Consider the following 21,762-nt stretch of genomic DNA (forward strand, 5'->3'; position numbering starts at 1 on the left):
TGTAGGCAGCAATGATTGAACGCTATGACATTACCCAGCTCATTGGGAAAGACAATGCCGGGGGGAAATACTTAGCCGAAGATTCAACGCTGGGACGGAAAGTGGTTTTCCGAAATTTCGATGCAAGCCCTGATGACAACGCTGATTTTTCCATAGCTGAGTTCACCGACTTTGCCAGAAAGCTGGTCGTATTGAACCACCCCAATTTATTAACCGTTTTTGATGTCTCCATTGATGATGGGGATGCTTATATGGTGACCCAACCGATCGAAGGAAATCCTCTCGGTGAGTTGCTGGAAGAGGATGGCCCCTTGTCACAGGACGAAGTTCAGTCGATGGCCGGTGATGTTTTAGACGCACTGCATGCGTCTCACGCCGAGGGCATCTTTCACGGTGGCATGCATACGGGCTCAGTAGTCTTCATACCCAGACCTTCGGGAGGAAATCGGCATATTATCACGGATTTGGGAGTCGATCGTCTGGCTACCATTATCAAGGGCGAGCCGATAGATAATGCGGACGATTTGCTGAGGCCACCGGAACTTTTTGGAGACGACCGACAAGCCGCTGATGCGCAGTCTGATTTATTTATGGTCGGTCAGCTGTGCTATATCGCACTGGCTGCAGGGCACCCCTTTGCCGAACATAGCGCCAAGGAGTGTGCCGAGGCGTATCGCGCAGGTGAACAGCTCCCCGTCAGTGCTTTTGTTGAAAATGTGCAGCCCGATTTTGCAGCTTGGATCATGAGGATGACAGCTGCAAATCCAACTGACCGTCCGGAGTCTGCGGAACAAGCGATGGCTGACTTAAGTGCTATCGCCAGCATCGGATCGACACCGGCTGTGGAAACAACACCCATCGTGACTGAGCCAGCACGAAGCGCAGCCCCTACTTTGACCGCAGCTTCAGCAACTTATAGCTCCAGAAAAGTAGCTCCTGTGATCCAGTCTCATTCTAACAAAGGAGTGTGGATAGTATTGTCTCTGCTGGGAGTGGCCATCGCAGCCGGTGGTTGGATCGCCTCGAGCAGAGGAGGTAATAAAGCCAACGATGTTGCACAAACTGCAAAAGCGGAACCCGTCATAAGCAAGAGGGCTGCATCCTCGCAAGAAAGCCTACCAGAAGCGAAGACAAGTGAACCTGTGGAAGCTGTGCACGATGGTGAAGCAGAAGTGAACGCTACGCCCCAGAAGACTGAACTCAAGAGCTTGGTCTCCTCGGTAAAATTATCGCCGGTCACGATGATTAACAGTATGGCGGACATGAGCTCGCCAAAAGGGGTGAGTCTTTCGACACCTCCGATGTTGGACATGATGGTCTTCAGAGAGACCTCTTTAATTAGAAAGAACGGCGGCCTCTATCTCCAGATGCCAACTACTGTGGGTGATTTCAAGGCGTTCAGCAGTGATCGGGTGCCATACTTTTTCGATGGTGGGGGACATCAATTTGTCCCCAAGGTCACTGCCGATAAGAAGCATAACGCCTCGATAGGCGACGGTTGGGAAGTGACCCTCAGGATTCCACCACAAAACAAAGGGTCCATCATAGCCACTCTCTACATGGTTCAAGAACATTGCGATTTTCAGGTCGAGGTGTTGGAGTCGACTCAAGATAAACCTGAGACGTTCCAAGTGGCTGCGACAGTGCCTGGTGCCTTTGCCATCCCAGTCGTGATTGAAAACCCGAAGGCGAACCAATTTTACACCATCAAAATTACCGCGAAGTCTGAACATCCCAGCGAAGGGTTTTCCATGGGCTTTGGTGGTCTCGTGGTGAGACCGCAGTAGCTTGATTTGCGGCTTTACTTTATCTGTCTAAAATGTCAGGAATTAGTTAGGGATGCGACAGCATGCAATGTGTCGCCACTCAAGACATCAAGTATCTATCATCCGATCTTTCTTCCATGTCCAAGTGCGCAAAATGGAGACTATAATTTCATATCCCTCACCCGCCCAATGCCATGACAGATCGATATGAAATAGTTAGTCAACTCGGACACGATCAACTGGGGTCGGTATACTTGGCTGATGACACCATGCTTCAACGCCGGGTAATGTTCCGCCACATCGAACACGGTGATAACGTCGAAGCTGAAGAACGCGGAGATGCCTGGCGTAAGGAATTCGCCACTTTTGCTGGGAAGCTCAGTACGATGCAGCATCCGCATATGCTGACGATCTACGATATCTCTGTGGAGAAATCAGGAGCGTTCGTGGTGACTCAATATGTCAAAGGTGACTCCTTGGCTGAACGTCTTTCGGAAGGTCCTCTCGGGCAGATTGGAGTATTTCGCTTGGCGGCTGATATGTTAGAAGCCTTGCACGCGGCTCATAAATCTGACGTCTATCATGGGGCTTTACACACATCATCGATCATGCGCGTGCACCGTGCCGCTGGTGGTCACCGATACTTATTAGTGGACCTTGGTCTGAATCAGTTGGTATCGATGGTGAAGGACGAGAAGGTGAAGGTCGCGGACCCGGTGTTAATGGCACCTGAGCTGCATGACAACGATCACGAGCCCGACGCCAAGGCCGATTTGTTCATGCTCGGACAGCTTTGCTACACGGCACTCGCCGGAGGACATCCTCTTTCGGGTAAATCCATCGAGGAATGCATCGAGACATATCGCACCGAGGGAATGCCTCCACTGGAGGATTATGTCGATGATATCCAGCCCGAGTTTTCCGCGTGGGTGATGAGTTTGTTAGAATATGATCCTGAAAAGCGGCCTGCCGATACGGGCGAGGCTATGGTGGCTCTGCATACCATCACGATCAATGAACCAGAGCCCAATGTTCCTGGGAAAACTCATGCCGTGGCCCTTGAGGATCTTCCTCGGACAAGGGAGACCACCGGACCAGTATCAGCTACTCCGGAAACGGCACCTGTGTCAGTCGCGCCAACTCAACGAACGGCACCTGTGGCGGGGGAACTTACTGCTGTGCAGATAGCGGCTGCGAATTCAGCCGCGAGATCGCAACAGCAGCACGCAGCGCCTGGCCCGCTGTTAGGTCAGCCGACCGGTGTCGCCAATACCTTAGCCGTGCCGCAAAAGGATAAGAAAAAGGGCCTCATGGTTGGTATCTTGAGCGCAGTGGCAGTGATTCTGATTATTGGATTGGTCATAGGTTTGCGCGGGCGGGGCGGAAATCGAGATGCTGGCGCAAAACCGAGTGAAGAGGTTGTCAGCACTGAGCACGCCATCAGAATAGGGGATACGGAAATAATTAACACCTTCGCCAAGCAAGACAGTCCTGTCATTTTGGATTTGGATGGGTCGAATGTGGTGGACTGGTTGGTCGTTACCGGCGTGCCATCTCCCTCGAAGGTGACTGATAAAGTGGATGGACTCTATATCCAAAGCTTGCAGACCGTTGATGTGAAAGCTGAATACAGATTGGCTAAAAGTCCGATTAGATTCAAATCCGGTGGTAGAGAGTTGATACCGCGCGCATCCACTGGAAAAGGCATGGGCTCCAAGCCAGGAGCGGGTTATGAGTTACTTTTACGCATTCCAGCAAAACAGGATAAGTCTGCTACGGTGAATCTTTACGTCATGCAGAAGTTCTGCATCCTCAGGGTGGAGGTGACTGATCCCAGAGGTGATTCAATCGAGGTGAAGGAGATTCCTTACACTGAGCAAGGGGTGGTACATATTCCTGTGGAAATCGATAATCCCAAGCCGGGAGATTTCTACACAATCAAGGTAGTTTCTGCTTCGTCCGGTGACCAAGGTGCGTTTTCCATCGGTCTGAACGGAGTGAAAGTCGAAACCCGCTAATCACTTTCACGCGAGGCACTAACCTTGGATGGATTCCGCACCGTAGGTTTCCGCAAAGTTCAGATGCAGGTCGTTGTGACAGGTGGGGTATGAACTGCTCCGTTACTCCAATTCCTTGGAGGTGTATGGTTGTTCTTGATCCTTGGTGGCGGCACGGGTTTTTGTGACCGCTGCGGCGTCTACGACGGATGCTTTGTTTTCCCAACAATTGCGCACGTAGGTCATGACATCGGCGAGATCTTGGTCGGTGATAGCTGTGTTAGCGTTCAAACCAGGCATGGCCAGCGGCGGGCTGTATTTCTTACCGTTGACTTTGATAGGTCCTGTGAGTCCGTGGAGCAGGACTTTAGTAAGGCGGGTGACATCACCGGTGACCCACTCGGATTGATCCAATGGCGGGCCGAGATTCTGGAGTCCTTCACCGTCTTCACCGTGGCAGCCGAAACAGGCGGCTTTGGTAATATAAACTTCCTTGCCTCGCTTGAACGATGCGAGAGCTTCACCGCTGAGGTGCGATCCGTCCGGCTTCTTCACGACTCCCGATTTATGGACGGCTTGAGCCGCTGCCTTGAGAAGCCCTGCGAGTTTGCCATCTTTGATTTCGGATTTGAAATGAGCGGCGTCAGTTCCGAGGCCACTGATGAAGGTTTCTCGGATCCAAGGAGCCTTGAGGTTTTCCGAGGTAAGCTTGAGCGCTTGTTCGGCCAATCCGGCAGCTGCCATGGCGCGAATTTGTGAATGTATTGTGCGGCTGTTGTTAGACAGCTTGGCGATCACTTCCTGTAGCGCTTTGTCATTCATGCGGCGAGTGGCGATGATGTCCAACGCCGTGTTGACAAGGTCTGTGTTCTTGCTCTTGAGAGCAGGGAGCAAGGCTGCAGGTGTTAGTTTGCCAAGGCCCTCCAGCGTCCACATAGCATGGATTTGACCGAGAGGTTTGGAGCTGTCGGATGCCAGATTGGTGAGCGCATCGGCTACGCTCGGGTCTCCTGATTCGACGATAAGACGCTGTGCTGTATCACGGGTAGTGCCGTTGGCATGACTGAGAAATTCGATCAGTCTGGACGGTGTCAATCCCTCCATGCGTGGCACAGGGGATGCAGGATTTTTACTGTAGCGAATGCGATAGATGCGTCCGGTCGATGGCTTGGGTTGGTCCAGTTTACGGCTGGTATACTGCTTGCGCAGATAGGTGGTCATGTATGTCTTGTGCTGCAGCAGGCCGAAATACATATCGACTACCCAGAGTGTTCCATCAGGGGCGGTGTACAGATTACAGGGCAAAAACCACTCGTCCGTGCTGGCGAGGAATTCCTTATCTTTATACGGATGACTGCCAGAAGGGCGGCCCCATTGGTCTTTCTTGATTTCGATCGCTTTGATGAGATCACCTGCGGGTTCACAGATGAAGGCCATGTTCTGAGCTTCTTTAGGGAAATTGTCACCACGATATACGAGCACCCCACAAGCTGCAGTGGCGTTCACCAGTTTGATGTCTTTATCGAGTGTGCCTTTCATATACCCACGGTTGACACCGGGAGTCATGTGGATGGGAAACGTGCGATTACTTCCCACACGCGTGGATGTTTGAGCTTTCGGCGTGTAGTAAGGATTTCCACGCAGGAACATTGGAGTAAATACATCACCGATGAGCAGGGTGCTGTTATTGTTGTGGTAGAGGTGTCCGGCGTTGTCTTTGGTGATGCCCCACTGTCCCCGGTTGTTGGTTTTTTGCATCACCCACTTTCCGTTGATACGGCGATAGCGTCTGTCCGACTTGGCATTATAATACCAGTTGTCGTGACCGTAGATCAGTCCATTGGCTTTGTGCTCAGGGTTGCCGCCTTGCGCGTAGGTTGTGTCGACTACAATAGGCTCGCCAACAGGTTTCAAGCCCTCTCGTTTGATGAAGTAGAGGGTGTCCTTGCTGGTGTAGAGGCAGCCGTCACTGGTGACCGCAACTGCGCGAGGTAGTACTAATCCGTCGAGAAACGTGGTGGTCTTGTCGATTTTACCATCGCCGTTGGTGTCTTCTAACACTCTGATGCGGCCGTTAGGCGTTTGCTCGCCGTTGCCATCCATATCGGGCATATAGCTGCGCATTTCACACGACCAAGCACGTCCGTTGGCATCAAAGGCAAGAGCGATCGATAAGTCGACATCTGTTCCGGTGGCAACCGGTTCGATGGTGAACCCTGGTGCAATTTTGAATGTCTTTAGCGCGTCTTTGAGATCGAGGTAGGGAGAGGGGGGGATCTTATTGATGTCGATGGGGTCGATCATCTTGTGCCCCTTGCGGTCACCCTCTTGTGCGAACAATGATGCTGTCGCCAATGATGCGGCGATCAGAATGTGTCCTGTCGTGTGTTTTCTCATAACCTCGATCTAACTGATGGGTGGATTAAAGTTGCTTCAACTGAATGTTTCTCCAGCGAACGTTGCAGGATTTTCCACCGTGGACTTGGAGGCCGAAGAACCCCTCACGGGTATCGTGTTTCTTATCGGTATCGGTGAAGTCAACGCGCTTCTCGCCGTTGAGCCAGGTCTGGATGTGATTGCCTTTGCAACGGATGACGATGGTGTTCCAGCCGTCCCACTTGGTGATTTTCTGTCCTTGGGCTGTGAATTCTTTACGCTTCTCGGCGTCTTCTTTGCTCGTCTTGTGAGGGTAGAGCCAGCCTCTGCGGGCCTCATCATAGAGGCCGGCGGTCCAGGCACGGTCTTTGCCATTGTCGCCTTCACACTGGTAGCCATAGACTCGGCCGTTGCCGTCCTTGGACGGCTTTTGAAGAGCCCTGAACATCAGTCCGGAGTTTCCGCTGAGGTCATCGAATTTGAATTCGAAGGTCAGCTCAAAGTCACCGTAAGTTTTTTCGGTGCGAAGGAAGGTGTTCCCTTTGACGTTTTTGCCGAATCCCACAATGCAGCCGTCCTCGACTTTATACTCGCCGGTTCCGCCGACTTTTTTCCAGCCATTGAGTGTTTTGCCATCGAATAGCGAGATGGTTTTGCTGTCTTTTGAGTCCGCCTCTTTAGTGGCTGCCGGATCAGCGGTCGCGCAGGTGATCATACCTGCGGCTGCTACGATTGAGAATGAGATGAGTTTCATTTGCATGGTTGTTTATACGGTTGTTTTTTTGATGATTCTACATCGAATTGCGGATGAAGAATATACGAATCACGACAGGAGATATGGTGTTTACTTGGAGATGATGGCTTCGAGGGCTTTGCCATATTTGACGTAGCTATCGTAGCATTGTTGCCAGTCTGGCTTTTCTCCGTCTTGGACGTGGAAGACCGTGGCGACATGCGGTTCGATGGCGATAAACCCATCATAAGCGCTATTTTTCAAATCATCAATGATGGCTGGCACGTATGCTTGTCCTTCACCGGGAAACACATACTCGGGCTCTTCGCCGTCGTTTTTCGGATTTCTGCAGTCTTTGACATGCACGTGAATGATGTGTTCGCGCACGTCTTGATAAAACTGCCAGGCGTCCTGCCATGGCTGCGGCTCATCGTGTGAGCGATCGCGTTGGAATACTGGATTCCCGGTGTCGAATATCAGTTTCAGGCCGGGAATCTCCTCAATGAGGCGGAGTGTATGACCGCTGGAAAAACCGCCATAGTTCATACAGTTTTCATGTGCCACGGTGAGTCCTGCATCGCTGAAGCGAGAGGTTATGGCACGCAATCGACGGAAGCGTTCCTGGGCATGTTGTTCCTCGCCCCATGGTGCCTGGGCATAGGACATGACACGCACGATTTGGGTGCCAAGTTTCTGCATGCGGGGAATGCAGCGCTCTACCTCGTCAAGAGTCAGGGAGAAGTCGCTGTCGATGGATTTCGACCAACTGCCGATCAGCGATCCGAACTCGGCGATTTTGATACCGGCGTCTTCGAGTTGGCCATAGGCCTTATCAAACTCAGAGTCGCTGAGGTCGTGGATATTTTTACCATCGATTCCGCGCGCGGAAATGTAGTCCCAGCCGAGTTCCTTGGTGGCTTTGATCTGGGTGGCCAGATCGGGGGCCGCTTCATCGGCGAATCCTGTGAGTTTCATGGTGTGCTATGGGGAATCGGAAGTTGGGATTAGGAAATGGGAGGGGTGCGCTGGGGCGCAGGTTTACAGTAGAATCTTTTTGCCATCATTTTTGGCAGACTCGTAAATTGCGGTGATCACTGCGACGGGTTTTCTGGCTTCTGCAGAAGAGGTTGTCGGCTCGCGTCCCTCGGCGATGGCTTGCACCACTTCTTCGAAGTTGCGTTGGTGCTGGTAGGTGTTGATTGCCGTCGGATCGTTGGCTCCGAGTCCGGCTTCCTGGCCCTTCATCAGCGTCTTCTTAATTTCCGCGTCTTCAGGTTTCTCTTCCATGAAGTCCCAGCTTTCGAAGGATTCATCCGCGAGAAATACGGAACCGTTTGTGCCGGAGAGTTGGACTCGGGCCGGGTGACCGTCCTTCGACCAGCAGCAGGTGGATGCCTCGATAACTCCGCGTGCACCATTTTCAAATTCTAACAAGGCCACGCAATGGTCTTCCACTTCAATGCGTTCGTGCGCCAAACAGACAGTATTTGCCTGTACGCTTTTCACTGGCCCAGCGAGATGGATGAGGGCGTCAACCGTGTGAATGGATTGATTCATCAGAGCGCCACCACCATCAAGTGCCCAAGTGCCACGCCAACCGGCGGAGTCATAGTAGGCCTGATCACGATACCATTTGATGTAAGCGGAGGCAGAGGCGAGGGTGCCGAAGCGGCCTTCATCGGCTGCTTTTTTAAATGCGGTCATGCCAGGGTGAAAACGACGATTCAGCACAGCGGCCAGCGTTTTGCCATTGGCTTTGGCTGCCGCGATAAGCTGGTCGATACGATCGAGAGTGACTTCTAACGGTTTTTCCACGATGGCGTGTTTGCCAGCATTGAGAGCAGCCAGCGTGGGATCGAGATGGGCGCCGCTGGGAGTTCCTACGGTGACGATTTCCAGTTCGCTGTCCGCCAGAAATGCATCGATGTCTGTGTAAGCCTTGGCTCCGAATTCCTCGGCCAAGGCTGCAGCGCGTTCTTGGCTCCGGTCGAGCACTGAGTGCAGGCTGCCGCCTTCCATGTCGCGGATGGCCTGGGCATGAAAACGGCCGATCATTCCGGCTCCGATGATTCCAAATTTCATAATGTGAATAGGTAGTAGGTTTCTAGGCTAGCTTGTTATTTTTCGCAAATCCGACAATTCCGACAACGGCTAGGATGGCGAGTGCCGCCATGCCGATTTGGCCGGGGACACCTTTGCCGCTAAGCGCCCAGACGGAAGCAAAGCTGGCGATACCGGCCGAGATGATCATCAGAATGTTGATCAGGCCGCGCTTTTTCGGGATCTCATCACCGAGTGCGGACTTCGAGTTCATCAACAGGATGAAAGCGAGGTAGGCAATGGGGAGCAATGTGGTAGCAATCACCGAGGCAGGCACTGCCATGGCGGCCTTGGATTCACCCGACCAAAGATAGGGCGAGAACAATCCGGCGACGGCTGGCATTGCAGCCCCGATTAGGAAAACCTTGGCGCTTCCGACTTTATTCACGGCTTCCGAGATGGCGTAGCCGTTCATCATCATGTGAACGAGCATGGTGGAAATGGCCATGGCGAGAACCCCGATGCCGAAAATGATCTGGGCATTTTTTCCCAGGAAAGGTTCGAGCGATTGAGCGAGGTTGGACGACTTCCGGTTGGATAGCATTGCCGCGAGTTGTTTCTCGGGGAGAGGAACAACGCTGCGGACGACCTCTTTTTCAGAGTCGCCGAGTTTTGCAAAGTCTTTGTTAGTCGCGCTGATGCGTTTATCTAACACCTCGTGATAAATGCCTTCCATGCCGGGAAGGGGAGCTCCATCGGCACTGATCACATCTGCATGTTTGGCGTGGAAACTGGCTGATGATGCGATGACCAAAGCCGAGGCACCGAGGATGAAGGGTATGAACAGACCGAGAACCAAGTCGAAGCGTGAGAGTTCACGGTGCGGCTTACCCCAGCCTTTTTTCTTCAGTGAGTAGGGAAGTAGGAAGGTCATGTTGATACCCACGGCTGTTCCGAAGGCGGCGATGATTTTCGAGCGTTGTTCGGAAGTGACATACTCGGTCCAGTAGCCGGCTTGGTCACCAGTGGCCAGGATCGCATCGTTGATTTGCGATGTGGGTTTGAACAAGGCGGAGAAGTCGGGGATGAGGCCTCCGAAAAGATTACCCCAGTTGATCGCTCCCTTGAGGCCGAGAGTGACTACCACTCCCATGAAGGCGAGCACGATGATCGCGACCAGTCCCTTGAGTACATTGTCGATGATCCGTGATGCTTTTCCTTCCTTCTGTGAGATCGCAATCAGTGACAGCGACATGATGAAAAACGAGACCGTGATAACGTATGGATTGACGTCAAAACCGAGGTTCCCTGTGATCGCGCCAGTGCCCAAGGCAAACTGGGCGGCGCAGAATACGGTATCAGCGATCACGGTGGCGATGAGCCAGCCCCATGCGAGAGCAGGGGAGATTTTTTTCTCCACCGTGCGGAACGGCCGCTCTTCTGTAGACAGGGTGACGTAGGAAATCGCCGAGAGCATAACGATACCACAGAGCATCGCCAATGGCTGCAGCCAGAGGAATTCATAACCGCCGATGACGCCGAGGTAGAGAGCTGAGACCAATGAACCTCCGCCGAGAGTGACCGCCGCCTGGATCCAGCCGGGGCCGCTCATTTTGGCATAAATGCCGAGCTTTGTTAGGAAAGAGCCGTTTTGGGCGCGTGAGAGTGAGTCAGACATAATATGATAAGTTTGTTAGATGCTCATGGCGTTGAATCCGCCATCGACGATCATTTCCGTTCCAGTGATGAAGCTGCCAGCTTTGGCAGACGCTAGCAAGAGAACAGCACCGATGAGTTCGTCCGGATTCCCGAAGCGAGACATCGGGGTGTTGCGTAGGATTTCCAAGACACGTGATTCATCAAGCACCTTGCGGTTTTGTTCCGCGGGGAAAAATCCAGGCACCAGCGTGTTGACGCGGATGTCCTGATCGGCCCACTCGCGCGCGAGGTTTTTACTGAGATTGTGCACGGCGGCTTTGCTGGCAGAGTAGGTGAAGACTCGCGACAACGGATTCAGCCCGGAAATAGATCCCAGATTGATGATGGAAGCAGAGATTCCTTCCTCGATGAAATATTCGCCAAAGATTTGGCAGGCTTGTGCGGTGGCACCGAAGTTCACGTTGAAAATATTATGCATTTCCTCATCGCTGATTTCCAAGAAAGGAGTCGGGGAATTGACGCCTGCTCCGTTGATGAGGATGTCGACCTTGCCGGATTTCTCGATCACGGTTGCCAGTAGTGATTTCAGCGAGCCCTCTTCATTGAGGTCGATGGCGGCGAAGTAACCTTTGCCTCCTGCATCGGTGATGGCCTTGAGTTTGTCTTCTGCCTTGCTGGCGTCACGTCCGGCGAGGACCACTTCGACACCGGCCTTCGCCAGACCCGCCGCCATATGTCCGCAAAGTTCACCGGTGCCGCCGATGACGACAGCTACTTTGCCTTTGAGATCAAAAAGAGAATTCAGGTAGTTCATGATAAGTTAGATGGATGTTGGCCACTTGAAATACCGAGAGGCATTTTTATAGCAGATGTTTTCGATGAGAAGGTTGAGTTGCGCTGTGTCGTCTGGGATTTCTCCGGCCTCAACAGCTTGGCCAATCATTTGGCAGAGGAGGCGACGGAAGTATTCATGGCGCACGTAGGAGGTGAACGAGCGCGAGTCCGTCAGCATACCCACGGAGGTTCCGATGGCGCCTAGCTGTGTAAATAGTTCCAGTTGCTCGAGGATGCCTTTTTTGTGATCGAGGTGCCACCACGCAGGTCCATATTGGATTTTTCCAGGGCAGCTGTGATCTTGGAAATTTTGAAGAGCACAACAGATGGCGGCGCTTTCGTTAGGGTTTAGATTGTAAACGATCGTGCGTGGGAGTGCGGCACTCTTTTGCAGGGCTCCGAGGAAATCGACCAGTGCTTGTGTCTGTGGCCAAGCTCCCATGGTGTCGAATCCTGAGTCAGGACCGATTCGTTCAAACATCGTGCCGTTGACATTGCGCAACGGTCCCAAGTGAAGCTGCATGGTCCAGTCTTTTTCCGAGTTCCATGCGGCGACGTGACTCATTATTGCGGAGGCGAATAGTTCTTGTTCGTCTTCGGAGGCCGCAGTCCGGCCGCAAGTGGCATTGGTGAAGATGTCGTTCAGCTCCTGAACGGAAGTCTGATCGTCGTAGCCATTTGGACAGAAGGGAAGTCCGTGGTCGGAAAGACGGCAGCCGACCGTGTGGAAGTCGTCATGACGTTGTTTCAAGGCCGATATCAACCCAGGGAAATCAGAGATGGCGCTGCCGATGCAGGATTGCAGTTTCAAGATCCATTCGGAGAAAACTTCGGGCCGGTCAACCGCCATCGCCAAGTCAGGGCGGAATGTGGGGAGTGTGACAGTCGTGTTCTCATCGGACAATTTCTGGTGCGCCGAGAGATCTGCGGTCGGGTCATCCGTGGTGCAAACGAGCTTCACTTGAAATTTTTCCAAGAGTCCTCGCACACTGAGCGATTCGTCCTCGGCCAATTGTTGGTTGGCATTCTTCCAGATGTTTTTCGCCGTGTCAGATGAGAGCACAGTATAAATTCCAAACACACGCTGTAGTTCCAGATGTGCCCAGTGGTGCACCGGGTTGCCCACCGCCAATGGCATGATGGACGCGAAGGCTTCGAATTTTTCCCACGGTGAGGCATCTCCGGTGATGTATTTCTCTTCCACTCCACATCCACGCATCAGCCGCCACTTGTAGTGATCGTGTTTCAGCCACAGCTCCCAGAGGTCTGAGAAGCGATGGTCGTCTAGGATTTCCTGTTGGTTCAGGTGCGTGTGGAAATCGATAACCGGAAGCTCCGCAGCCACCTCATGATAGAGCGTGCGTGCGGTTTCGGTATCGAGAAAGACGTCCTTGTTGAGATACATGGTAGAAGTGGCGATGATCAGCGTGCGCTGATTAGTGGGCGGTTGAGGGATACTGCGATTTCGTTGAGCTCAGCCAGTTCAGCATCACTGAAGAGGAGGCCTCCAGCTTCTTCTGATTTCTGTGCAGCTTCCGCTTCTAACTGTCCGGGCAGGAGGCAGTTTTCGTTTCCTGGCCCGAGGATGTTTTCGATGACCGCTTGCACGTTTGATTTTTGGTCACGACCACTGGCAAACATTCCAGATGACATGGCATCAGGGTGGATGATTTGGAAAAAGAAAGCGGTGCTGTTTTTCTCATCGGCACTTGGGCTGGTGCGGCCGCGGTGGATGGGTAGAGATCCTCCGATGAAGGCAGCGGTGAGTTCGTTGATCAGCGATAAGCCGTAGCCTTTGTGCGCGCCGAATGGGAGTAGGGCTGCCACTTTGTTAGGGTCGGTTGTCGGGTTTCCGTTTTCGTCGACAGCAGCCATCGGTGGTAGCTCCTTCCCCTCACGTTTGAGCTGCTGCACGCGGCCCATGGCGCAGGTGGATGTGGCCCAGTCGATGCAGATCGGGTAGCCCAGCGATTCGGTGGTGGGGAATCCCCAGCTGTGGGGGTTAGTTCCTAGCGTAGGGGTTTTACCTCCGAATGGAACCACTTCGGCTAGTGTGGAGGTGCAGTTGGTGTAGGCGATGTAGCCGCGTTTGGCGGCTTCGATGACGTAGCCTCCCCCCCAGAGATAGTGGAAGCAGTTGTCCACGCTGACCATGCCGATGCCGTGTTGTTCGGCGAGTTCGATGGCGCGATCAAAGGCGCGCTTGGCGACGGCTTGGCCGAGTTTTTTGTTAGAATTCCAAACTTCCGCTGCGGAAAAGCGGTTCTCCACCACTTCGATTTGAGCTCCGGGAACACAGCCCCCGTTTTTAGAGCCAAAAAGGTCGTCCAGGTGAAGAGCCTTCAGTGCGTTGTGCGTGCGGTTGCCGTGCCACGTGGCGGCGACGCACATTTCAGCCGCGTCGAGAGCCTCATCGGGTGTGAACCCGCGAGCTTCATAAGCAGCTTGCACCAGAGCGTTGTGATCTTCTACGGAAATGATGTTCATGATGTTGGAAAAGTGGATACGATTTCTTCGGATTCGCTTGAAATGGAAATAGTGAGAGTGTGACCGCTTGCTCGCCGACAAGGCACTTGGACGCTATCAGAAGAGGTTCCTGAACCCAAAACGGTTTTCACGGCTCAATGGATACGGTTTATACTCCTGACTTACAATATTGACCTGCGTATTTTATCTTTATAAACTGCGCCAGTTTGTAGGCTGAAGCACGCACAAAATCAACTCGTTGAAAATAGAAAAACCCATAGTTCTGTTCCTCGGAAACCGTCAGGGATACTTCTCCCGTGAGGTTTTGAGGGGTATTTTGTCGATGCGCTCAGAGGACTGTGATTGGGAGGTGTGGGTGATGCCTATGATTCACGAAAAACGACAGTTGAAGGACTGTTTGAAGGGGCGTGACATCGCCGGTGTCATCGCGCGCGGTCTCAAACCCGAACTGCAATCGTTTTTACAACAGTCGGGTATTCCACTCGTCGCCATCCGGGGAGTGGAAACCAGCGACGACGACCGATCCAATGGTCCCCACGTCGATGACGAAGCGATAGGCGGCAAGGCCGGCGGCGAATTTCAATATCTCAACCTCGGTTACTGGGGCTTTGTGCACTGGCAAGGCGTCGCTTGGTCGGAAGCACGGCGACAGTCATTTCAGGCCTATGCCGATTCGCAGGGGGCAAAAAACAGCACTCTCTCGCTGTCGCAGGACGAAAGACATTGCTGGGACGGTGTGATGAAAATTCTGGATTGGCTGAAGGGCTTATCCAAACCCTGCGGAGTTTTGGCCTGCAATGATGAAGCTGGCTTGGATGTTCTCCATGCGTGTCAGTTAGCTGGATTCAGTGTGCCTGAACAAGTAGCCGTAATTGGTGTGGATAATGATCGCTTGCTCTGTGAGTCGACCGTGCCTCCACTGAGTAGTATTGACCTTCACGCCGCTGACGTTGGGAAAGCCGCGGCTCGTCAGTTGCGAGATTTGTTAGGTGGCGATGACGGTAAGGAAATTCATATCAGTCAGGCATCCATGGTGGTTCGAGAGTCGAGCCATGAGATCGATCGATACCTGCTCACCTATCAGAAAGCGATGGATGTGATCTCGGCTAAGGCAGTGGGAGGGACTTCCGTCGCAGAGGTCGCAGGCGACTGTGGAGTGTCGCGTCGAGGGCTGGAAAGAGCCTTTGAAAAATACTCGAACGAGAGCCCTGCGGGTGTGATCAGGCAGCAACGGTTGTCAGCCATCATTCATCTGTTGAAGAGCCAGCCAGTGAGTTTGGAGCACTTGGCTCAGCAAACCGGATTCTCGGATTCAGCCGGTCTTTCAAACTTCATCAAACGTATGACCGGTAAGGCTCCGGGCGCGTTTAGATGAATTGATTGTTTCTGTTGGTTAGTAGCTGACGATTGGTGAGGTCGGAAAAAACCTCTAAGTAGATTCGATGGTGGAGCGTTCAGAACATTGAACCAACCACACTTACCTACGATGAGCCTACATGCCCAACTTACTCCCGAAGCACAAAAGCGACTTGCTGAGCAGCAGCGAAACTCGACCATCTCCAGTATACTAATTGCTGTATTATCAGTTCTGTTAGTAGGTGTAATCTTGCTGCGGTATTTTCTGCCCACCGTAGAAATTTTTCGTCCGGAAATAGTGACTCGAATGGATGGAAGTAAAGATGATCCTCCCATCGAAAGGCCGGAGCTTACGCGTGCCGTAAAACGGAATCCCTCAGCGCCATCGAACCTGCCGACCAAGGTGGTGACAGCACTTACCAGGTCCATTATTTCGATCCCAACACCTGAAATCAATGCTCCTGATCCTTCCACGGATTTTGGTATCGGAGGTGATGGCTTTGGTGTGGGTAACGGACCGGGAGAAGGGGAAGGTAAACCTTTTGAGGGGATTCCGATCAGTCATCGTGCTCGTTGTTCCAAAGCTGATCGATTGGATCGTCTCGCTAACAACGGAGGCAACGAGCAGTGTGAAGAAGCTGTTATGAAATCCTTACGCTGGCTGAAGCAGACACAGAATGCCGATGGCAGTTGGTGTTCTAACAAAAAGGTGGCCATGACTGGTTTTGCGGTGCTTGCTTTTCTGGGGCACTGTGAAACACCCAACTCTGAAGAATTTGGCGATGCCGTCACGCGCGCTCTGGTCTACCTCGTCAACGTGAGTATGAAAAATGGAGGCAAGATGGCTGATGACTTTAATGACAATCATTGGTGTTATGATCACTCCATTGCCACCTACGCACTCGCGGAAGCAGCGACCTTCTGTATGATCCTCGACATCCACTTACCCAAACTACAAGAAGCTACGAAGGCATCGGGAGACTGGATTCTCGAACATCAGCACACTTCAGGAGCCTGGGATTACAAATACGATATGTCAGGCAAACGTGGCGGCGATACATCGATCGCCCTCTGGCATATTCAGGCTCTCAAGGCCTGCAAGCACACCGGACTTTGGGAGGAAAATGCTTTCCGAGGCAGCATACGCAACGCCCTCGACTACATCAAAAGCAAACAAGCATCACATGGCGGCGTAGGCTACGCTACGGCCACAGCCCATGGTGATGTCGGATTCACCATGACCGGTGGTGGGATGCTTGCTTTTCAGATGTGGGACAAGAGCCACGACTCACTGGTGCGTAAAGGAGCTAAATATATCAGGAAAAATGCCAAGCTGGATTACAACAGCGCTGATGCTGATCTTTACCGTCACTACTATCATGCTCAGGCAATGATGAATCGCGGCGGAGATGATTGGGCCGAGTATAACAAGTTATTCCGTGACCAACTCCTCAATAATCAAAATGCCGACGGCAGCTGGAAAAATGTAGGTGGTGGCACCAAGGTCAATGCGGTGGCTCCACAATACCAAGGTGGCTCAGATCTAGCCAATCACTACCGCACCTGTCTCGCCACCTTTATGTTAGAAGTCTACTACCGCTTCCTGCCGGCAACAGGACAGAAATAATTTGTGTGTGAAATAAGCATCCGCAGTGGGTTGAAACATTACCCGCTGCGGATTTTTTCAATGATGATCCTCGGGCGTAAACCCTAACACAATGTCAAAACGAGCCTGAAGTTCGCCTATCTTTGAGTCCTTGATCGGAGAGAAGTCCACGATCACCGACTCGCGTTGTTTTTGGTCACGGATGTGGTTGAGAACTCCGTCACGAGCGTTTTGTGGTTCGCCCTTGATGTAACACTGAGTGACCAGACGTTTCTTGCCCTTGATTTTAACAGCCACGTGAATGTGGGGCGTTCTTCCTGGGTAGGAGACAGGTTTGATCGTGCGGAAATAATACTCGCCCTTCGCATTGGTAAGGAAACGGCCGAAGCCTTGGAAATGAGTGTCACGCAGTTTGTGTCTCGGGTCGCGTGTGTGAAGGTAAGCTCCTTTTTGATCCACTTGCCAAATTTCGACCAATGCATTGCGGACAGGGGAGCCTTTGATGTCGAGAACCCGACCGCTCAGGTGGGTGATCTCCCCAATGGCGGAGGTTAGGCCGTCATTGACGATGATGAGGTCATTGTCTGTATCGAGAGGAAGTTTGTTCGGATAAAACGGTCCTTCAGTCTGGCGTGGAGTTTGCACCAGCTCCGCAAAGACACCGGGTGTGCTCAATGCGAGTCCACCGAGAGTGGCGGTGCGGAGAAATTGACGGCGGCTGTGGTAGATCATCGTTTGTTTGGTGGGTTGCAATGGATGCAACCGCCTGTATCCGGCAAAGTCGCGGAATTACTTTTCGCCGAGCAACTCTTTCAGAGTAGGCTCCATGGCCTCAGCCCAGATCTGGTAGCCGTGTGCTTGCGGATGCAGAGCATCAGGCATGACTTTCTTGGTGAGCACTCCTTTGTCGTCGAGGAACTTGGGTCCGAGGTCGAGATAGGTGACTTTGTCGTCCTCTGCGTAGGTTTTGATGATGGCGTTGATCTCGTTGTTGAGAACTCGCATTTTGTGGTCCGGATTCATGCCTCGTGGGAATACTCCCAGTAGCAGGATTTTTGTCTCAGGGCTTAGTTTGTGGACGCGGCCGATGATGGCTTTGATTCCGGCTGCGGTTTCCTCGGCTTTTTGCATGGTGTGGCCGGTGTTGTTAGTGCCGATCATGATGACAGCGACCTTGGGTTTCATGCCAGCCATTTCGCCGTTATCCAATCGCCATAAAACATGCTGGGTGCGGTCACCTGAAAAGCCGATGTTAAAGGCGTTACGAGGCGCGTAGTATTTCTGCCAAATTTTCTTGCCGCTGTTTTCCCACGAGTGAGTGATCGAGTCACCGATGAAAAGAAGATCGACCTTTGCGTTCTTAGCCGCGGCGACTTTCTGCTCATGGCGCTTTTTCCACCAACCCGCATTGAGTTTGGCGGCAGGAGTTGTGGCGCTGTTTCCGGCGACTTCCTTAGCGGGAGCAGCAGGTGCTTGTGCAGATGCGGTGAGAGTGCATGCTGCGAGTATGGCGGTGGTGATGATTGATTTCATAAGAGGTGAGTATTTTCTACGGAGTAAAATTAGAAACCTTGCAGGTTTAAGCTGAGGCCTTGAGGGTGGTGTTCGGCTGGGACGGGCGGTATGGTGCTGCGAGTGTCTCGTGCAGAGGGAAAATATCGATGAAGTCCTCTGGGGTATCTGAGTCCTGCTTGCCAAAGGCTCCTTCCTCGATGAGTTGGAAAACCATGTTGCCGATATCGGAACACGTTTCCAGTCCCCACTCGCTCATCATGGTGCTTGCCATCGGTCCGAACTCTTGCAGCGCGAGATCTCGGAATCCGTAGAGCAGTTCGCTGGCGGTTACATGCCGGTGTTCGCCATCGTTGTTTTCCATGGCGCGTTTGACTGTGAAGTCGAGAGCGTCCTTGAGGAAATAATAGGCACCGATGTCAAACTTCGATCCATTCGAGATGACGGATTTGACGGCGTCCATGAATTGAGTCGGCTGCATGATTTAGAGTCTCCTGTGTTCAGTTTCAACTGTCAAGGCGGGGATTATGATCGGCACAAGGTGCTGAAATAGAAACGCCAAGCCTAGGGTGTGGAAATCAGCGTGTTATTGAACGCTGCCAAGGTGTTTTTGGAAAAACTCAAGCCGTTTACGACGCATGACAGGTTTCTCGCCAGAGCCGTGACCGCTGCTCGTTGAGATATAATATTCAAAGTCTTTATCGGCCCTAGTGAGAGCATCCACAAGCTGAGTAGTCGATGATGGATCAACATTCTTATCGAGCTCACCTACAGTTAGCATGAGGGCTCCCTGAAGTTTTCCAGCATGAGTGATGTTTGACTGCTCTTTGTAATGAGGACCCACTGGCCAGTCCATCCACTGCTCGTTCCACCAGATTTTATCCATCCGGTTGTCATGGCACCCGCAGTCTGAGGCGGCAGCTTTGTAAAATTGTCCATGGTGTAAGACAGCGGAGGTCGCGCTCTGGCCGCCAGCTGACCCGCCATAGATTCCTACTCGCGACACATCCATGTATGGGCGCGTTTTGGCGGCTTCCTGAATCCATTTGATGCGATCAGGGAAACCGGAATCGACCAGATTCTTATAACTGAAATGACTGAAGTCATGGTGGCGGTAGTTCGTGCCCAATGCATCGATCATGACGACCACAAATCCTTCCTCTGTCATCTCGGCTCTGTAGCCATGCCAGGCTGAAAAGTTTTTGGGAACAAAGGCCCCGTGTGGTCCGGCGTAGATGTATTCGAGTATCGGATACTTTTTGTTAGGATCGAAATTCGGAGGGGTCAGAATCATGCCCCAGATGTCGAAACGACCATTGCGATCTTTGCAGACGAATCGTTCTGGCAATGCTCGACCCTGTGCGAGCAGACCGCTAATATCAGACTTTGTTAGTGTACTGATCAGCTTGCTGTCTGCACTGCGGCGGAGTTCGCTCACCGGTGGTTGGTCGACTCTTGACCAGGTATCAATATAGTATTTTCCATCAGGTGAAAATAGCAGCTTATGATTGCCGTCAGCTTCTGTGAGCTGGGTGAGCTGGCTGCCATCGAACTTCACGCGATACCAATGGATGTGGTAGGGGTCTTCGCCTTGATTGCGACCGCTGGCTTGGAAAATGATGCTGCGGTTCTGCTCGTCCACGTGCTCCACCTTGCGGACAATCCAATTGCCCTCAGTGATACGGTGTTTCACTTTGCCTGTGTCGCTACCTAACAAATAGAGGTGTCGCCACCCGTCACGATCTGATCCCCAGATGATCTCACGTGTATCGGTTAGGTTTTTACGGTAGCGGACACCACTCACAAAGATGAAGGTATCGCTCTCCTCCTTTGCAAGGAGACTGTGTTTGCCGCTGGCTGCATCCATGGCGATTAGGTAGTGTTTGCCGAACCCTCGCTCGACGTATTCGTAGATGACGCGTTCGCCATCGGTGTCCCAACTGGCGTGGCCAATCGAGAAGGCGTCCTTGGTCAACTCCGGATCAGGCATGTGACGGGGTTTACCACCGATACTGAAAATGTGTGGTTCTTGGCGATCAATCTTGTCGCCAGGTTTATCATAGCGGAAAGTGTGTAGTTTCGGCTGCAGCTGGTCTTTGGGTGACGACTCCACCAATGTGACCGTGCGTCTTTGCCCAGGTATCATGTAATGCATGATGAAATGGCTGGAGGAGGCGTTCCACACAGGAGCTCCATGGTAGTAGTCGGTGTCCGTGTTAGGTTTTCCGATCTCGCGTGGTGTATTGTCAGACCCCGGCTGGAGGTCGACCAGAAATACAGCCCGGTCTTTGACAAAAGCGCGCCACTTGCCGTCAGGTGATATCTGGCTGTTCGGCTTGGCCTTTTTCTTCCGCTCGGGTTTATTGGATTTCCGATTCTCTCGGGCGATTTTTTCTAGCGTGCCATCCTTTTTTTGATACCAGTCGCGCTCAACGCGAAATGAAAGCCGTTCTTTTGTTAGGCGAATGTTTTCTAATGGTAAGCGGCTGGCATCAAATTCTTTCCCTGATACCCGATTGAGCTGTTTGGCCAGGTCCTCATGATCGAACGCCGGTTGCCGGTCGCCGGTCGTGACGCTACAGCTCAGGAAGTTCCATGATTTCGAACCATCCTTGTGAAGGCTCTCATGCTTAAAAATCACTGATGAACTATCCTCTTGCCATGAAAACCTAGGGTCGAGATTTGTCGCGCCAGATTGCGCCTCGCGCCATGCCTTGTCCCACTTGCTGATGTAGTGGGCAGTCGACTTTGCCTCGGCGGTGAAGCAAAACGCGAATGTGAAAAGGAGAAACAATCGAATCATGACTGGGCATAACGTTCTCAGACAGGCTGGTCTTTCGTGATCCCTCGGATAGGAGGAAAAAAGAAAGGCCACCTCCGTCTGGCCCTGAGGCGAAGACATGAGGTGACCTCTTAAAAAGGTTAAATCTACGAGAGAGATTACCAGTTGTCGCGACGTGGTGGGCGCTCCTCGCGTGGGCGAGCTTCGTTGACGGTCAGGTTTCTGCCGTCTACAGCTTGGCCGTTAAGACTGTCGATGGCTTTTTGGCCTTCTGCGTCGTTGGGCATTTCGACGAATCCAAATCCTTTGGAGCGTCCTGTGTCTCTGTCTTGAATAATTTTTGCGCTAGCGACTGCTCCGTGCTCTGCGAAGAGCTGTTGGAGATCGTTATCACTGAGTCCATAAGACAGGTTACCTACATATATGTTCATTTGCTTTTCTTGTAAGTGCGTTGTTCAACTGGATCTATAGACTAACCGTACGCACAAATTAACCAATAGGGTTTCGCCAATCATTGGCAAAGTGTCGATTACTACTGTTGCAGCAATCGGGCATCAATTAGACGTGTTTACAGTTTATTGCAAGAACAATCTAAAATCCTGCATCTGCCTGTC

At 52.3% G+C, this 21,762-nt stretch carries 17 protein-coding genes; 4 read left to right on the forward strand and 13 right to left on the reverse strand.

Annotated features, from left to right (window positions below):
• The first annotated feature begins 11 nt into the window (after nt 1–11).
• Together ACSPJT_RS14525 and ACSPJT_RS14530 are read left to right on the forward strand one after the other, a co-directional pair.
• Nucleotides 12–1,787: a serine/threonine protein kinase gene (locus ACSPJT_RS14525; RefSeq protein WP_435893277.1), complete on the forward strand. Its 1,776-nt coding sequence runs from the start codon at nt 12–14 to the stop codon at nt 1,785–1,787.
• 173 nt (nt 1,788–1,960) lie between these two features.
• On the forward strand, nt 1,961–3,784 hold the full coding sequence (locus ACSPJT_RS14530) for a serine/threonine protein kinase (RefSeq protein WP_435893278.1): 1,824 nt from the start codon (nt 1,961–1,963) through the stop codon (nt 3,782–3,784).
• Nucleotides 3,785–3,886: 102 nt separating this feature from the next.
• On the opposite strand, the gene ACSPJT_RS14535 is transcribed toward ACSPJT_RS14530, so the two are convergent.
• The 8 genes from ACSPJT_RS14535 to ACSPJT_RS14570 form a co-directional block, all read right to left on the reverse strand.
• Nucleotides 3,887–6,160 carry a DUF7133 domain-containing protein gene (locus ACSPJT_RS14535; RefSeq protein ID WP_435893279.1) on the reverse strand — a complete coding sequence of 758 codons (2,274 nt, stop codon included), beginning with the start codon at nt 6,158–6,160 and terminating at the stop codon, nt 3,887–3,889.
• A 25-nt stretch (nt 6,161–6,185) separates the two neighbouring features.
• Entirely contained in the window at nt 6,186–6,893 is a 708-nt protein-coding gene (locus ACSPJT_RS14540; protein ID WP_435893280.1) for a 3-keto-disaccharide hydrolase, read from the reverse strand.
• Nucleotides 6,894–6,983: 90 nt separating this feature from the next.
• Nucleotides 6,984–7,847, reverse strand: coding sequence for a sugar phosphate isomerase/epimerase family protein (locus tag ACSPJT_RS14545; protein WP_435893281.1), 864 nt, complete (start codon nt 7,845–7,847; stop codon nt 6,984–6,986).
• Between the two features lie 63 nt (nt 7,848–7,910).
• Nucleotides 7,911–8,954, reverse strand: coding sequence for a Gfo/Idh/MocA family protein (locus ACSPJT_RS14550; protein ID WP_435893282.1), 1,044 nt, complete (start codon nt 8,952–8,954; stop codon nt 7,911–7,913).
• Between the two features lie 22 nt (nt 8,955–8,976).
• Nucleotides 8,977–10,590 carry a divalent metal cation transporter gene (locus ACSPJT_RS14555; protein WP_435893283.1) on the reverse strand — a complete coding sequence of 538 codons (1,614 nt, stop codon included), beginning with the start codon at nt 10,588–10,590 and terminating at the stop codon, nt 8,977–8,979.
• Between the two features lie 15 nt (nt 10,591–10,605).
• Nucleotides 10,606–11,385, reverse strand: a complete 780-nt coding sequence (locus ACSPJT_RS14560) for an SDR family oxidoreductase (protein ID WP_435893284.1) — start codon at nt 11,383–11,385, stop codon at nt 10,606–10,608.
• Nucleotides 11,386–11,391: 6 nt separating this feature from the next.
• Nucleotides 11,392–12,810, reverse strand: coding sequence for a glucuronate isomerase (uxaC, locus tag ACSPJT_RS14565; protein ID WP_435893285.1), 1,419 nt, complete (start codon nt 12,808–12,810; stop codon nt 11,392–11,394).
• Nucleotides 12,811–12,827: 17 nt separating this feature from the next.
• Nucleotides 12,828–13,892, reverse strand: coding sequence for an Ldh family oxidoreductase (locus ACSPJT_RS14570; RefSeq protein WP_435893286.1), 1,065 nt, complete (start codon nt 13,890–13,892; stop codon nt 12,828–12,830).
• A 238-nt stretch (nt 13,893–14,130) separates the two neighbouring features.
• On the opposite strand from ACSPJT_RS14570, the gene ACSPJT_RS14575 reads away from it, so the two are divergent.
• Both ACSPJT_RS14575 and ACSPJT_RS14580 read left to right on the forward strand, forming a co-directional pair.
• On the forward strand, nt 14,131–15,267 hold the full coding sequence (locus ACSPJT_RS14575) for a substrate-binding domain-containing protein (RefSeq protein ID WP_435893287.1): 1,137 nt from the start codon (nt 14,131–14,133) through the stop codon (nt 15,265–15,267).
• Nucleotides 15,268–15,378: 111 nt separating this feature from the next.
• Nucleotides 15,379–16,875: a hypothetical protein gene (locus ACSPJT_RS14580; RefSeq protein WP_435893288.1), complete on the forward strand. Its 1,497-nt coding sequence runs from the start codon at nt 15,379–15,381 to the stop codon at nt 16,873–16,875.
• A 57-nt stretch (nt 16,876–16,932) separates the two neighbouring features.
• On the opposite strand, the gene ACSPJT_RS14585 is transcribed toward ACSPJT_RS14580, so the two are convergent.
• The 5 genes from ACSPJT_RS14585 to ACSPJT_RS14605 all read right to left on the reverse strand — a co-directional run bounded on the left by ACSPJT_RS14585 (nt 16,933) and on the right by ACSPJT_RS14605 (nt 21,579).
• On the reverse strand, nt 16,933–17,586 hold the full coding sequence (locus ACSPJT_RS14585) for an intradiol ring-cleavage dioxygenase (protein WP_435893289.1): 654 nt from the start codon (nt 17,584–17,586) through the stop codon (nt 16,933–16,935).
• Between the two features lie 57 nt (nt 17,587–17,643).
• The gene (locus ACSPJT_RS14590; protein WP_435893290.1) at nt 17,644–18,387 is read right to left on the reverse strand and encodes a platelet-activating factor acetylhydrolase IB subunit; all 744 of its coding nucleotides are present in this window, start codon (nt 18,385–18,387) and stop codon (nt 17,644–17,646) included.
• A 46-nt stretch (nt 18,388–18,433) separates the two neighbouring features.
• On the reverse strand, nt 18,434–18,847 hold the full coding sequence (locus ACSPJT_RS14595) for a Minf_1886 family protein (protein ID WP_435893291.1): 414 nt from the start codon (nt 18,845–18,847) through the stop codon (nt 18,434–18,436).
• A 105-nt stretch (nt 18,848–18,952) separates the two neighbouring features.
• On the reverse strand, nt 18,953–21,169 hold the full coding sequence (locus ACSPJT_RS14600; RefSeq protein WP_435893292.1) for a prolyl oligopeptidase family serine peptidase: 2,217 nt from the start codon (nt 21,167–21,169) through the stop codon (nt 18,953–18,955).
• 137 nt (nt 21,170–21,306) lie between these two features.
• Nucleotides 21,307–21,579 carry an RNA recognition motif domain-containing protein gene (locus ACSPJT_RS14605; RefSeq protein WP_435893293.1) on the reverse strand — a complete coding sequence of 91 codons (273 nt, stop codon included), beginning with the start codon at nt 21,577–21,579 and terminating at the stop codon, nt 21,307–21,309.
• Nucleotides 21,580–21,762: the final 183 nt, after the last annotated feature.

It is taken from the genome of Oceaniferula spumae, assembly GCF_042849255.1.
Taxonomy (GTDB): domain Bacteria; phylum Verrucomicrobiota; class Verrucomicrobiia; order Verrucomicrobiales; family Akkermansiaceae; genus Oceaniferula; species Oceaniferula spumae.